This is a genomic window from Bradyrhizobium sp. URHA0013 (genome assembly GCF_000518345.1).
In the GTDB taxonomy this organism is placed as follows: domain Bacteria; phylum Pseudomonadota; class Alphaproteobacteria; order Rhizobiales; family Xanthobacteraceae; genus Bradyrhizobium.
In genome coordinates this window covers 58840-72280 of the sequence record NZ_JADK01000009.1, presented here as the reverse complement: position 1 = coordinate 72280, position 13441 = coordinate 58840, and the positions used below count along the sequence as shown (strand labels likewise).

Here is a 13441-nt window from a genome sequence, read left to right as displayed (position 1 = left end):
GCTTCCCGACGAAAATCTACACGCCCTGCTCGATCATCCCCTGCAACCGCACCAGCTCCGCCTCGATATCCCGCTCGACATCCGCCGCCCGCATCTCGATCACCCGATAGTCCCTTGCCTCGAGCCACGCCCGCCGCGACGCGCGATCCGCGACGATCGTCTCGTTCTCACCCGTGTTGACCAGCTCGATCGCGATCCGGTGCGGGAACGAGACGAAGTCCGGGATGTGCCGCCCCACAGGGGTCTGGCGCTTGAACCCGCCTGCGAAGCGGCGGTCGCGGGTGAGGGCCTGCCAGAGCAGGCGTTCGGCATCGGTCGGGTTGCGGCGGAGCAGGCGGGCGAGGCCGCGCACGGTGGAGCCGCTGTCGGGAACGCCGCCGCCCTGACCGTGCTCGGCCAAAAGCGCACGCAGCCGCGTTGCCTGCTCGCCGTCGAGCACGCCGCCCTTGGCCGGGCCCTTGCGCCCTTCTGCGATCGCCATCACCACCCCATGGAGGGTGTGCATGTCCTGCTTGGTCGGCTCCATCCGGGTGAAGATGTTGCGCAGGTTCACCAGCATGGTGTCGCGCTTCTCGGCCGGGCGCAAAAATTCGACCCGGTCGAGTTCGCGGATGAGATTGTCGAAGAAGGCCTGCATCTGATGCTGCGAGGCGCGCTCGGAGCGCTCCGGCATGGCGTGCGGCAGCTCGCCGGAGGTCGCCCGCTTGAACCATTCGTAGCCGACCAGCAGCACGGCCTGGGCGAGGTTGAGCGAGGCAAAGCCCGGATTGACCGGAAAGGTAATGATGCGGTTGGCGAGCCCGACCTCCTCGTTAGTCAGCCCCCAGCGCTCCCGGCCGAACAGGATACCGGCCTTGCCGCCCGCCGCGACGTGCCCGGAAATCTCGCTAGCTGCGGCTTCCGGCCCCACCACCGGCTTGGCCTGGTCGTGAGGGCGCGCGGTGGTGGCGAACAGCAGGTCGAGGTCGGCGACGGCCTCACCGACCGTGTCGAACAATTCGACCTTGTCCAGAATATAGTCGGCCCCGGCCGCGGCGCGCTGGGCGGCGATGTTGGGCCAGCCGTCGCGAGGATTGACGATACGCAATCGGCTCAGCGCGAAGTTGCCCATGGCGCGCGCGGCCATGCCGATGTTTTCGCCAAGCTGCGGCTCGACCAGGATGACGATGGGACCGTCGAGGGAAAGGCCCGCCTTGCTCTTGTCAGTCCCCGACATCTCGCTTCGCTTTCACACTGGTTCTCAAGGCCTTGGAGAGGCGCTCTTCATGAATTGATTCAAGGCCGGTCCTGACCTGGTCTCGACCCGGATTGGCCCAGTCTTGGGCCGGCTGCCCGTCCGCCTGTCGTTTGCCTGTCCTGACGAAATTCTCAAGGGAAATAATGGGTTGGATTCGACTTTTGAATCTCGCCTGAAACCTCAGCCCGGTCCCCGCGGCAGGGCTGCTCCCGCCCCCCATCTGCGGAGGCTGGATGAGCTAAAAGTGCATAATCCCTTGGCTTTCGCCCGCTGCTATCAGGTGCTAAGAGGCGGCGGATATTCCCGTGGCGCGCCACAAGCGCCGTTCCGAAGAGGCTTCCCCGATCATGGCAAAAATCAAGGTGTCCAACCCCGTCGTCGAACTCGATGGCGACGAGATGACCCGGATCATCTGGCAGTACATCAAGGACAAGCTGATCAACCCGTTCCTCGATGTCGAGCTGCTCTATTTCGACCTGGGCATGGAGTACCGTGACGAGACCAACGATCAGGTGACGATCGACGCTGCCGAGGCGATCAAGAAGGTCGGCGTGGGCGTCAAGTGCGCCACCATCACTCCGGACGAGGCACGGGTGAAGGAGTTCAACCTCAAGCAGATGTGGAAGTCGCCGAACGGCACCATCCGCAACATCCTCGGCGGCGTGATCTTCCGCGAGCCGATCATCTGCAAGAACGTGCCGCGCCTGGTTCCCGGCTGGACCAAGCCGATCATCATCGGCCGCCACGCCTATGGCGACCAGTATCGCGCCACCGACATCAAGTTCCCGGGCAAGGGCACGCTGACGATGAAGTTCGTCGGCGAGGACGGCACGGTGATCGAGAAGGAAGTGTTCAAGACCCCGGGCGCCGGCGTCGCGATGCAGATGTACAATCTCGACGATTCCATCATCGACTTCGCCCGCGCGTCGTTGAATTACGGCCTGCTGCGCAACTACCCGGTCTATCTCTCGACCAAGAATACGATCATGAAGATCTATGACGGTCGGTTCAAGGACATCTTCCAGGACATCTACGAGCGCGAGTTCAAGAAGGAATTCGACGCCAAGGGCCTGACCTACGAGCACCGCCTGATCGACGACATGGTCGCCTCCGCGCTGAAATGGTCCGGCGGTTATGTCTGGGCCTGCAAGAACTACGACGGCGACGTGCAGTCCGACACCGTGGCGCAGGGCTACGGCTCGCTCGGCCTGATGACCTCGGTTCTCCTCACCCCCGACGGCAAGACAGTGGAAGCCGAAGCCGCCCACGGCACGGTGACCCGCCACTATCGCGAGCACCAGAAGGGCAAGGAGACCTCGACCAACTCGATCGCGTCGATCTTCGCCTGGACCCGCGGCCTGTCGCACCGCGCCAAGCTCGACAACAATGCCGAGCTCGCCAAGTTCGCCAACACCCTGGAGAAGGTCTGCGTCGACACCGTCGAGGAAGGCTACATGACCAAGGACCTCGCGCTCCTGGTCGGCGCCGACCAGCGCTGGCTCTCGACCACCGGCTTCCTCGACAAGGTCGCCGAGAACCTCGGGAAGGCGCTGGCGGCGTAAGCCGTCCTCAATTTCGCCCGACTGGGCCGGACATCATCACGGGCCGCGTCGCAAGCGCGGCCCGTTCGCTTATTTGGACCTTTGCGTGGAGATGCGACCATGTCGATCAAGCTTGCCGTCCCCTGCCTGTTGCTGCTCGCTGGACCGGCTCTGGCCGCCGACCCACTCCCCGACGCCATCGCGGCGCCCGGCGAGAGCGTCGTGCTCAGCGTCCACGCCGAGGGCGCGCAGGTCTATGAGTGCAAGGCCGGCACCGACGGCAAGCTCGCCTGGGGTTTTCGCGAACCGATCGCCACCCTGCTGTCTGAGGGCAAGACGATCGGCCGTCACTATGCCGGACCGAACTGGGAGCATGCCGACGGCAGCGCCGTGGCCGCCAAGGCCGCCGGCAATGCCCCGGGTACCACCGCGGCCGACATTCCCTGGCTGAAGCTGGAAGTGACGACCCACCGGGGCAGTGGCGTCCTCACGCCGGTTACGACGGTTCAGCGCATCAACACCCATGGCGGCAAGCTCGAGGGTTCTTGCGACAAGGCCGGCGATTTCAAGAGCGCGCCCTATTCGGCCGACTACGTCTTCCTGAAGAAAGGCTGAGCGCTCAGCGGTCGGTGCCTTCGCGCTCCGCCTGCGCCAGCTCCGCCACCGCAAGATCGCCGCTGCCCTCCAGCCGCGCCTTTGCCGTCTTGTGGACGTGCGCGGCGAGCGTCGGCATGCGTTCGATCAGGGCGTGAAAGTCCTGGGCGTCGAGCACGAGCAGCCGGGTCTTGCGCGTCGCCGTCACCGTGCCGCTTCGTTTTGTCTTATGCAGCAGCGCGATCTCGCCGAAGAAGGTGCCATCCGCGAGCCGCACCTGCTGGTTCGGCAGCGCGATCTCGACCTCGCCGGCGGTGATGAAATACATCGACGAAGCCGCATCGCCCCGCCGCACCAATATCTCGCCCTGCTCGATCGTGCGCGCCCGCAGCAGCCGCATGATGTCGGCGATCTCGGAAGCGCTGAGGTGCGAAAACAGCGGCACCCGCGCCAGCATGCCCCAGGTGACCACGAAGTCGCGCCGCTTCACCTCTTCCGCAAAGGCCGTCGAGATGATCGCGACCGGCAGCGCGATCATGGCAAATCCGCTGATGATGGTGAAGACGGAGATGAACTTTCCGAGCGCCGTCACCGGCACGACGTCGCCGTAGCCGACCGTGCCGAGCGTCACGATCGCCCACCACATCGCCTGCGGAATGGTGCCGAGCTTGTCCGGCTGCACGTCGCGCTCGATGGCGTAGAGCAGCGAGGCAAACGTCAGCACCGCGCCGATCAGGATGACGATGCAGCCGATCAGCGCCCGCCGCTCGGCGTGCACGGCCGCGAGCAGCGAACGCATCGCCGGCGAGTAGCGCACCAGCTTGAAGAACGGCAGCACGCCGAGCGCTGCCAGCGTCGCATGCCGGCCGGTGGCGAGCACGACCGCGGCGGGCAGGAACGCGAGCAGATCGATGATGCCGAGTGCGGAGAAGACATAACTGAGCCGATCCGACAATGCGGACGCCGCGCGCTGGGTATGGCCCGCCACCGTCCACAGCCGCGCCGCATATTCCAGCGCAAACACGATCACGGACAGAATGGTGATCGCCGAAAACAGCGCGCCGAATTCCGCGTCCAGCTCCGGCACCGAGGCAAGGATCATCGCGACCACGTCGAGCACTATGACGCCGATGATCAGCTGGATGAAGCGCGACCCGACCGAGTAGGCCAGCGGATCGTGCTCCAGCAATTCGTAGAGGCGATCCCTCAGATCGGGATCGGCTGAGCCACGTCCTCGCGGAACGGGGCGCACCTGCCTACGCGCCGGCCGATTTTTGTTCGATCATGGCTTTTTCGATCGCCGTCAGCGCCGCGGCCGCATTCGCGCCATCGGGGCCGCCGGCCTGGGCCATGTCGGGCCGGCCGCCGCCGCCCTTGCCGCCGAGCGCTTCGGAGGCGATCTTCACCAGATTGACCGCATTGAAACGCGAGGTGAGGTCCGCGGTGACGCCAACCACGACGCCGGCCTTGCCATCCTCGGTGACGCCGACGATGGCGACGACGCCGGAGCCGATCTGCTTCTTGCCGTCGTCGGCAAGGCTCTTCAGATCCTTCATCTCGATGCCCTCGACCGCGCGCGCCATCAGCTTGACGTCGCCGACTTCGCGCACGCCTGAGGCCGCGCCGTTGCTCGAAGCTGCACCGCCGCCCATCGCCAGCTTCTTGCGGGCGTCGGAGAGTTCGCGCTCGAGCTTCTTGCGCTCCTCCATCAGCGCGGCAACGCGCGCCGGGACGTCGTCGATCGAGGTGCGCAGCTCGTGAGCCGCGGTCTTCGCCAGCGCCATGGTGTCGTTGGCGTGTTTTCGCGCGTAGTTGCCGGTCAGCGCCTCGATGCGGCGCACGCCGGAGGCGACCGCGCTCTCGCCCGTCAGCGTGATCAGCCCGATGTCGCCGGTGCGCTTCACATGCGTGCCGCCGCACAGTTCGACCGACCAGCCGAGTGCGTTGGCGCCGCGCTCGCGCGCGGTCCGGCCCATCGAGACGACGCGAACCTCGTCGCCATATTTCTCGCCGAACAGGGCGCGTGCGCCGGCTTCGCGGGCTTCGTCCACGCCCATGACGCGGGTCGAGACTTCGTCATTCTCCAGCACCACGTCGTTCGCGATGTCCTCGACCCGCGCGAGCTCTTCCGCCGTGATCGGCTTCGGATGCACGAAGTCGAAGCGCAGCCGATCCGGCGCAACCATCGAGCCGCGCTGGGCGATGTGGTCGCCGAGCACCTGGCGCAGCGCCTCGTGGATTAGATGCGTGGCCGAGTGATGCGCGCGGATCGAAAAGCGCCTGCCGTGATCCACTTCGAGCTGCAGAGCGGTGCCGAGCTTCAGCTCGCCGCTCTCCAATGTGCCGACGTGAACGAAGAAATCGCCGAGCTTCTTCTGCGTGTCGGTGACGCGGAATTTGATGCCTCCCTCGCCGGTCAATACGCCGGTGTCGCCGACCTGGCCGCCGGACTCCGCATAGAACGGCGTCTGGTTCAGCACGATCGCGCCGGTGTCGCCGGCCTTGAGGCTCGTGGCTTCCTTGCCGTCCTTGACCAGCGCGGTCACCACGCCTTCAGCGCTCTCGGTCTCGTAACCCAGGAATTCGGTTGCGCCCAGCTTCTCACGCAGCGGGAACCAGATCGCCTCGGAAGCAGCTTCGCCAGACCCCTTCCAGGATTCGCGCGCCTTGGCCTTCTGACGCTCCATCGCATCGGTGAAGGACGCCTGGTCGACGCTGATGCCGCGCGACTTCAGCGCGTCCTGCGTCAAATCGAGCGGGAAGCCATAGGTGTCGTACAGCGTGAAGGCGACGTCGCCGTCGAACATGTCGCCCTTCTTCAAGGACGCGCTCTTCTCGTCGAGAATGGCGAGGCCGCGCGTCAGCGTCTTGCGGAAGCGGGTCTCTTCCAGCCGCAGCGTTTCCTCGATCAAATTTTCCGCGCGCATCAGATCCGGATAGGCCTGGCCCATCTCGCGCACCAGCGCCCAGACCAGCCGATGCATCAGCGGCTCTTGCGCACCGAGCAGCTGCGCATGGCGCATCGCGCGGCGCATGATCCGGCGCAGCACATAGCCGCGGCCCTCGTTCGAGGGCAGCACGCCGTCGGCGACCAGGAAGGCCGACGAACGCAGATGGTCGGCGATGACGCGGAACGAGGCCACGGTCTTCTCGTCCGGTCCGCTTCCGAGAGCGGACGCCGTCGCGTCGATCAAATGACGGAACAGGTCGGTCTCGAACACGCTGTCGACGCCCTGCATGATGCAGGCCATGCGCTCCAGCCCCATGCCGGTGTCGATCGAGGGACGCGGCAGCGCCACGCGCTCCTCCTTCGTCACCTGCTCGTACTGCATGAACACCAGGTTCCAGAATTCGAGGAAGCGATCGCCGTCCTCCTCCGGGGAGCCCGGAGGCCCGCCCCAGATGTGCTCGCCGCGATCGATGAAGATTTCCGAGCACGGGCCGCACGGGCCGGTGTCGCCCATCGCCCAGAAATTGTCCGAGGTCGGGATGCGGATGATGCGGTCCTCGGAGAAGCCCGCGATCTTCTTCCACAGTCCGGCCGCCTCGTCGTCGGTGTGGTAGACCGTGACGAGCAGCTTGTCCTTCTTGAGCCCGTATTCCTTCGTGATCAGCGTCCAGGCCAGCTCGATCGCGCGCTCCTTGAAATAGTCGCCGAACGAGAAGTTGCCGAGCATCTCGAAGAAGGTGAGATGGCGCGCGGTGTAGCCGACATTGTCGAGGTCATTGTGCTTGCCGCCGGCGCGCACGCATTTCTGCGAGGTGGTGGCGCGCTGGTAGGGCCGCTTCTCGACGCCAGTGAAGACGTTCTTGAACTGCACCATGCCGGCATTGGTGAACATCAACGTCGGATCGTTGCGCGGCACCAATGGCGAGGACGACACGATCTCGTGGCCGTTCTCGGCAAAGAAGTTCAGAAAGGTCGACCTGATCTCGTTGACGCCGCTCATGTTCATCCAATCGGGTGTGCTTGCACCCGCCTTCCAGCCATCCAAACCGCGAGTTTGGGCTGATATCTGCGGGTCAAAGCGATTTTAGACAAGGCCAGCTTCGCTGTCCAGAAACTGTGCAGCCAGATCAAGGCGTTGCCGCAGTCGCGTAATCCGTTGGAAAGCCGCCGATGCCGCGTTGACAGGCTTGGCCGGCCTGTGGTCTTTACCCGTCTGTATCGTACGGCCACGTCGGGAGAGACCGGCACTGGTGCCGGCGCCGAAGGAGCAACCGCCCCGGAAACTCTCAGGCAAAAGGACCGCGTGGCTTTGACAGCATCTGGAAAGAGGCGCCGACGGGTTTAGGTCCGGACAGCGTCCGCCGACGGGATAATACTCTCAGGCACAGCGACAGATGGGGCTTCGACTGGTGTCCACGGGAAATCGTTCCCGGGGAACCGCCGAGGGCCCCCCGATGCTTGCGCGTGACGACAAAGACTCCCTGAAACGTACCCCCCTTTACGATCTTCATGTCTCGCTCGGCGGCAAGATGGTGCCGTTCGCGGGCTATGACATGCCGGTGCAATATCCGGCCGGAGTCCTGAAGGAGCACCTTCATACCCGCAACGCAGCCGGCCTGTTCGACGTCTCCCACATGGGCCAGATCGCGCTCCGGCCGAAATCGGGCAAGGTCGAGGACGCCGCCCGCGCGCTGGAACGGCTGGTGCCGCAGGATATCATGGCGATCGCGCCTGGCCGGCAGCGCTACGCCCAGTTCACCAATGCCGAGGGCGGGATTCTGGATGATCTGATGGTCGCCAATTTCGGCGATCACCTCTTCCTGGTCGTCAATGCCGCCTGCAAGGCCGAGGACGAGGCGCATCTGCGCGCGAATCTCTCGGACGACTGCGTCATCGAGCAGCTGGCCGACCGCGCGCTGATTGCGCTGCAGGGGCCGAAGGCGGAATCGGCGCTGGCGAAATTATGTGCAGAGGCGCCCGACATGAAATTCATGGATTCCGGCCCGCACAAGGTCGCCGGCCTCGACTGCTTCGTCTCGCGCTCCGGCTATACCGGCGAGGACGGCTTCGAGATTTCGGTTCCTGCCGGCGATGCCGAACGGCTCGCCAAGGCCCTGCTGGACAATCCGGACGTCATGCCGATCGGGCTCGGCGCCCGTGACAGCCTGCGGCTCGAAGGCGGGCTTTGTCTTTACGGCCACGACATCGACACCGCGACCACGCCGGTCGAGGCCGCACTGGAATGGTCGGTGCAGAAGAGCCGCCGCACCGGCGGCGCGCGTGCCGGCGGCTTCCCCGGCGCGGCAAAGATTCTCGCCCATTTCGACCATGGCGCGTCCCGCCGCCGCGTCGGCCTGCGCACCGAGGGCCGCGCGCCGGTGCGCGAGGGCGCGCTGCTGTTTGCGGACGCGACCTCCGCCGAGCCGATCGGAAAGGTCACCTCGGGCGGTTTCGGCCCGAGCCTGAATGCGCCGGTCGCGATGGGCTATGTGCCCACGGCATCGAGCGCGATCGACACAAAACTCTTCGCCGAAGTGCGCGGCCAACGCCTGGCCGTGCAAATCGCCGCCATGCCCTTCGTGAAAAACACCTACAAACGCTGAGGACCGAGAAAATGACCACGACGCTCTACACGTCCGACCACGAATGGCTCGCGATCGACGGCGATGTCGCCACCGTCGGCATCACCGACTACGCGCAATCGCAGCTCGGCGACGTCGTGTTCGTCGAATTGCCCAAGCTCGGCCGCACGCTGAAGAAGGCCGAACCCGCCGCCGTCGTGGAATCCGTGAAGGCCGCATCGGACGTCTACGCGCCTGTGACCGGCGAAGTGCTCGAGACCAACGCTGCGCTCGCCGCCGAGCCCGCACTGGTGAACTCGGATGCGCAAGGCGCGGCCTGGTTCTTCAAGATCAAGATTGCCGACAAGAGCGAGCTCGGCGGTCTGATGGACGAAGCGGCGTACAAGGCCCACACGGCGTGAGATGATGCGAACTCCGACCTCATATTCGGTGTCATCGTCCGCCTTGTGCGCACTGCGCACTGGGGCGGACGATCCAGTACGCCGCGGCCCATCGGCCCCAGCCGAAGTGGCTGCGTTTACTGGATGCCCCGCCTTCGCGGGGCATGACGGCGACAAGAACATCTGAAGCGAGGACCCATGATGACCGCGCACCGCAAATCCAACGGCGACACCACCAGCTTCGTCCGCCGCCACATCGGCCCCTCCGCGCGCGACGTCACCGCGATGCTCGAGGCCGTCGGCGCGAACAGCGTCGATACGCTGATGGCGCAGACGCTGCCGGCCTCGATCCGGCAGGCCGCCCCGCTCGATCTCGGCAAGCCGCTCAGCGAGACCGAGGCGATCGCGCATATGGGCGAGCTCGCCGCCCAGAACCAGGTCTTCACCTCGCTGATCGGCCAGGGCTATTCCGGCACGATCCTGCCTGCGGTGATCCAACGCAACATTTTGGAGAACCCGGCCTGGTACACGGCGTACACGCCCTACCAGCCCGAAATCAGCCAGGGCCGGCTCGAGGCGCTGCTCAACTTCCAGACCATGATCTGCGACCTCACCGGGCTCGACGTCGCCAACGCCTCGCTGCTCGACGAGGCCACCGCTGCCGCCGAAGCGATGGCTCTTGCGGAGCGGCACTCACGGGTCGAAGCAAAGGCCTTCTTCGTCGACAAGGACGTGCATCCGCAGACGCTCGCGGTGATGCGCACGCGCGCGGAGCCCCTGGGCTGGACCCTGGTCGTCGGCGATCCCCTCACCGATCTCGACAAGACGGACGTGCTTGGCGCGCTGCTGCAATATCCGGGCAGTTCAGGCGCTGTGCGCGACCTCAGGCCCGCGATCGCCAGCCTGAAGGCCAAGGGCGCGCTCGCGATCATCGCCGCCGATCTGCTGGCGCTGACACTGCTCGCCTCGCCCGGCGAGCTCGGCGCGGACATCGCCATCGGCTCGGCGCAACGTTTTGGCGTGCCGATGGGCTATGGCGGACCGCACGCGGCCTATATGGCGGTGCGCGATGCGCTCAAGCGCTCGCTGCCCGGCCGCATCGTCGGCCTCTCCGTGGATTCGCGCGGAATGCCGGCCTACCGTCTCGCGCTGCAGACCCGCGAGCAGCACATCCGTCGCGAGAAGGCGACGTCCAACATCTGCACCGCGCAGGTGCTGCTCGCCGTGATCGCCTCGATGTATGCGGTCTATCACGGCCCCGAAGGCCTTTCGCAGATCGCGCGCAACGTGCATCGCCGCGCCGCCGTGCTGGCGGCCGGCCTGCGCAAGCTCGGCTTTACGCTTCAGTCCGACAATTTCTTCGACACGCTCAGCGTGGATGCAGGTGGCAAACGCGCCGAGATCGTCGCGCGCGCCGCTGCCGACAAGATCAACCTTGGCCTCGGCGAAACCGCATTGCGGATCGCGCTCGACGAGACCACCACGCCCGCAACGGTCGAAGCGGTCTGGCGCGCCTTCGGCGGCCAGCTTGCCTATACCGAGATTGACGCCACCACGCGCGAGGCGCTGCCGGAGACGCTCAAGCGCGCGACCTCTTTCCTCACCCACCCCGTCTTCCACGCGCATCGCTCGGAAACCGAGATGCTGCGCTACATGCGCAAGCTCAGCGATCGCGACCTCGCGCTCGACCGCGCGATGATCCCGCTCGGCTCGTGCACCATGAAGCTGAACGCGACCACCGAGATGATGCCGCTGACCTGGCCCGAGTTCGGCTCGCTGCATCCGTTCGCCCCGCGCGAGCAGGCACGCGGCTATCACGCGCTGTTCGCGCGCCTGGAGAAGTGGCTGTGCGACATCACCGGCTATGACGCGATCTCGCTGCAGCCGAACTCGGGCGCGCAAGGCGAATATGCCGGGCTTCTGGCCATCCGCGGCTATCACGCGGCGCGTGGCGAGACGCATCGCAAGATCTGCCTGATCCCCTCCTCCGCCCACGGCACCAACCCGGCCTCGGCCGCGATGGTCGGCATGGACGTGGTGGTGGTCGCCTGCGAAAAGAACGGCGACGTCGACGTCAACGATCTCCGCGCCAAGGCCGAGAAGCATTCGAACGACCTCGCCGCCGTCATGATCACCTATCCCTCGACCCATGGCGTGTTCGAGGAGCACATCCGCGAGATCTGCGACATCGTGCATGGCCATGGCGGCCAGGTTTATCTCGACGGCGCCAACCTCAACGCGCAGGTCGGCTTGTCCCGGCCCGGCGACTACGGCGCCGATGTCAGCCATCTCAACCTGCACAAGACCTTCTGCATTCCGCATGGCGGCGGCGGCCCGGGCATGGGCCCGATCGGCGTCAAGGCGCACCTTAAGCCGTTCCTGCCCGGTCATCCCGCGACGGATGGGAAAGCGCCCGTGGGGCCGGTCTCGGCCGCGCCGTTCGGCTCGGCTTCGATCCTCACCATCTCCTACATCTACATTCTGATGATGGGCGGCGAAGGCCTCAAGCGCGCCACCGAGATCGCGATCCTCAACGCCAACTACGTCGCAGCAAGGCTCGATGCGCACTTCCCGGTTCTCTACAAGAACGAAAAGGGCCGCGTCGCGCACGAGTGTATCGTCGATCCCCGCGCGCTGAAGACGACCTCAGGCGTCACCGTCGACGACATCGCCAAGCGCCTGATCGACTACGGCTTCCACGCGCCCACCATGAGCTTCCCTGTGCCGGGCACTCTGATGATCGAGCCGACCGAGTCGGAATCCAAGGCGGAGCTGGATCGCTTCTGCGATGCCATGATCGCGATCCGGAAGGAAATCGCCGAGGTCGAAGCCGGCCGTTTCAAGATCGAGGCGTCGCCGCTGCGTCATGCCCCACACACCGTGCATGACATCGCGGACGACGATTGGAAGCGCGCCTACACCCGCGCCGAGGGCTGCTTCCCCGCAGGCACCTCGCGCACCGACAAATACTGGAGCCCGGTGGGGCGCGTCGACAACGTCTATGGCGACCGCAATCTGGTGTGCTCGTGCCCGCCGGTGAGCGATTACGCGGAGGCGGCGGAGTAAGACGCGACGGAGGTTTCGTAGGGTGGGTTAGCTGGCGGCGGCGCGAAGGCGCAGACCGCCGGCGTAACCCACCGCTTTAGCTTCCGCGGCGACGAACAGTGGTGGGTTACGCCGTGCGAACTGCGCTGCGCGCAGTCGCAGGGCTAACCCACCCCCTACGGCACTGAACGCGCATCTAGGGCGCAACCAACGATCGGCTTTCGCGATCCCACCGCCACAGCCGTTCATTGGTCAGCTCAGTCCCACCCCACCATCGGTGGATCGGGTTATGACGGAGGAAATCGTCTTCTCCTGCCAGCACCGCCTTCCCAAAATCGGTGAGCGACAAACGGGACTGCTTGTATCGCGCGTGACGGAGAGGATCGTTGTGCATGTCGAGCGTAAACGGCCCCTCGTCGAGCCCCGATATCGCCGGCTCCGGACATCGCACGAGGCCATCGAGCAGCGCTCCGACTTCCCAGTAGTCGAAACGCGCCGCTCATTGCGTTTCTGCTCACCCGGGAAAACGTCAAAGGGATGCACGTCGCCCGGTGCGATCAACTCCAGCATTCGCGTTTCAGTCGCTCCAAGACCGATGGCGACACTCGGAAGCTCGTCGAGGAGGTCCGCCACACACTGACCGAGTTGCGGCAGCAGGCCTAAATCCGCCTTGAGGAGATCAAACCAGTCCTGCGGCGTCGGCGCGCGATAGGCGCGCCACGCACGGCCGGTCAGATCAAGGTGATCTTTCGTGGGCTTGACGGTCGGCGGGTTGAGCGCTGCAAGTCGCTCGGCATCGGCGCCGCCAACGGAGATGTCCAGCTGACGCATGACGAGCTTGGGAACCGCCGATTTCTCGCGCCAGCAGTAGTCGAGCAACCGGAGCAGAATCAATTGCGCATTCGGCTCTGACTCCATCCACAATTCGACGGAGTCGCATTCAGCGAACAATTCGATCAATCCGCGATCCTTCGCACCCGATCCTTCGAGACGCCAGCGGCGGCGTATCATCCAGCCAATGAAGGCCATGTGGCTGCTTGGTGCGTGGCGCAAAAAACGCATCGAGCTCGACATCGGACGGCAACGGTCCCCAGACCAGCCGGCGCTCGATC

General features: G+C 65.4%; 9 protein-coding genes and 1 riboswitch. Of the genes, 5 read left to right on the top strand and 4 right to left on the bottom strand.

The genetic code is table 11. The features are described from left to right. Positions 1-16: 16 nt before the first annotated feature. Entirely contained in the window at positions 17-1216 is a 1200-nt protein-coding gene (locus tag N551_RS0115160) for a TrmJ/YjtD family RNA methyltransferase (protein WP_027567648.1), read from the bottom strand. A gap of 368 nt (positions 1217-1584) precedes the next feature. On the opposite strand from N551_RS0115160, the gene N551_RS0115150 reads away from it, so the two are divergent. Next, the gene (locus tag N551_RS0115150) at positions 1585-2799 is read left to right on the top strand and encodes an NADP-dependent isocitrate dehydrogenase (protein ID WP_027518867.1); all 1215 of its coding nucleotides are present in this window, start codon (positions 1585-1587) and stop codon (positions 2797-2799) included. Between the two features lie 99 nt (positions 2800-2898). After that, entirely contained in the window at positions 2899-3393 is a 495-nt protein-coding gene (locus tag N551_RS0115145) for a DUF3455 domain-containing protein (RefSeq protein WP_027567646.1), read from the top strand. Positions 3394-3397: 4 nt separating this feature from the next. Here the strand turns inward: N551_RS0115145 and N551_RS0115140 are convergent, their stop codons facing one another. Next, the gene (locus N551_RS0115140) at positions 3398-4624 is read right to left on the bottom strand and encodes a cyclic nucleotide-gated ion channel (RefSeq protein WP_027567645.1); all 1227 of its coding nucleotides are present in this window, start codon (positions 4622-4624) and stop codon (positions 3398-3400) included. Between the two features lie 4 nt (positions 4625-4628). Then, positions 4629-7322: an alanine--tRNA ligase gene (alaS, locus tag N551_RS0115135; protein WP_027567644.1), complete on the bottom strand. Its 2694-nt coding sequence runs from the start codon at positions 7320-7322 to the stop codon at positions 4629-4631. Positions 7323-7544: 222 nt separating this feature from the next. Further along, positions 7545-7633: riboswitch (glycine riboswitch) on the top strand. Positions 7634-7776: 143 nt separating this feature from the next. On the opposite strand from alaS, the gene gcvT reads away from it, so the two are divergent. The 3 genes from gcvT (at position 7777) to gcvP (ending at position 12350) form a co-directional block, all read left to right on the top strand. Beyond that, a complete protein-coding gene (gene gcvT, locus N551_RS0115130) occupies positions 7777-8925 on the top strand; it encodes a glycine cleavage system aminomethyltransferase GcvT (protein WP_027567643.1) in 1149 nt (382 codons plus the stop codon). An 11-nt stretch (positions 8926-8936) separates the two neighbouring features. Then, positions 8937-9305: a glycine cleavage system protein GcvH gene (gcvH, locus tag N551_RS0115125; RefSeq protein ID WP_027567642.1), complete on the top strand. Its 369-nt coding sequence runs from the start codon at positions 8937-8939 to the stop codon at positions 9303-9305. Positions 9306-9485: 180 nt separating this feature from the next. Continuing rightward, positions 9486-12350: an aminomethyl-transferring glycine dehydrogenase gene (gene gcvP, locus N551_RS0115120; protein ID WP_027567641.1), complete on the top strand. Its 2865-nt coding sequence runs from the start codon at positions 9486-9488 to the stop codon at positions 12348-12350. Positions 12351-12581: 231 nt separating this feature from the next. Here gcvP and N551_RS35515 read toward each other — a convergent pair whose 3' ends face one another. Next, the gene (locus N551_RS35515) at positions 12582-13403 is read right to left on the bottom strand and encodes a hypothetical protein (protein WP_245287779.1); all 822 of its coding nucleotides are present in this window, start codon (positions 13401-13403) and stop codon (positions 12582-12584) included. Positions 13404-13441: the final 38 nt, after the last annotated feature.

Excerpts from the sequence above, each read along its gene's own strand:
- N551_RS0115160 (WP_027567648.1), bottom strand. The coding sequence starts at position 1,216 with ATGTCGGGGACTGACAAGAGCAAGGCGGGCCTTTCCCTCGACGGTCCC.
- N551_RS0115150 (WP_027518867.1), top strand. The coding sequence starts at position 1,585 with ATGGCAAAAATCAAGGTGTCCAACCCCGTCGTCGAACTCGATGGCGAC.
- N551_RS0115145 (WP_027567646.1), top strand. The coding sequence starts at position 2,899 with ATGTCGATCAAGCTTGCCGTCCCCTGCCTGTTGCTGCTCGCTGGACCG.
- alaS (WP_027567644.1), bottom strand. The coding sequence starts at position 7,322 with ATGAGCGGCGTCAACGAGATCAGGTCGACCTTTCTGAACTTCTTTGCC.
- gcvT (WP_027567643.1), top strand. The coding sequence starts at position 7,777 with ATGCTTGCGCGTGACGACAAAGACTCCCTGAAACGTACCCCCCTTTAC.
- gcvH (WP_027567642.1), top strand. The coding sequence starts at position 8,937 with ATGACCACGACGCTCTACACGTCCGACCACGAATGGCTCGCGATCGAC.
- gcvP (WP_027567641.1), top strand. The coding sequence starts at position 9,486 with ATGACCGCGCACCGCAAATCCAACGGCGACACCACCAGCTTCGTCCGC.
- N551_RS35515 (WP_245287779.1), bottom strand. The coding sequence starts at position 13,403 with ATGTCGAGCTCGATGCGTTTTTTGCGCCACGCACCAAGCAGCCACATG.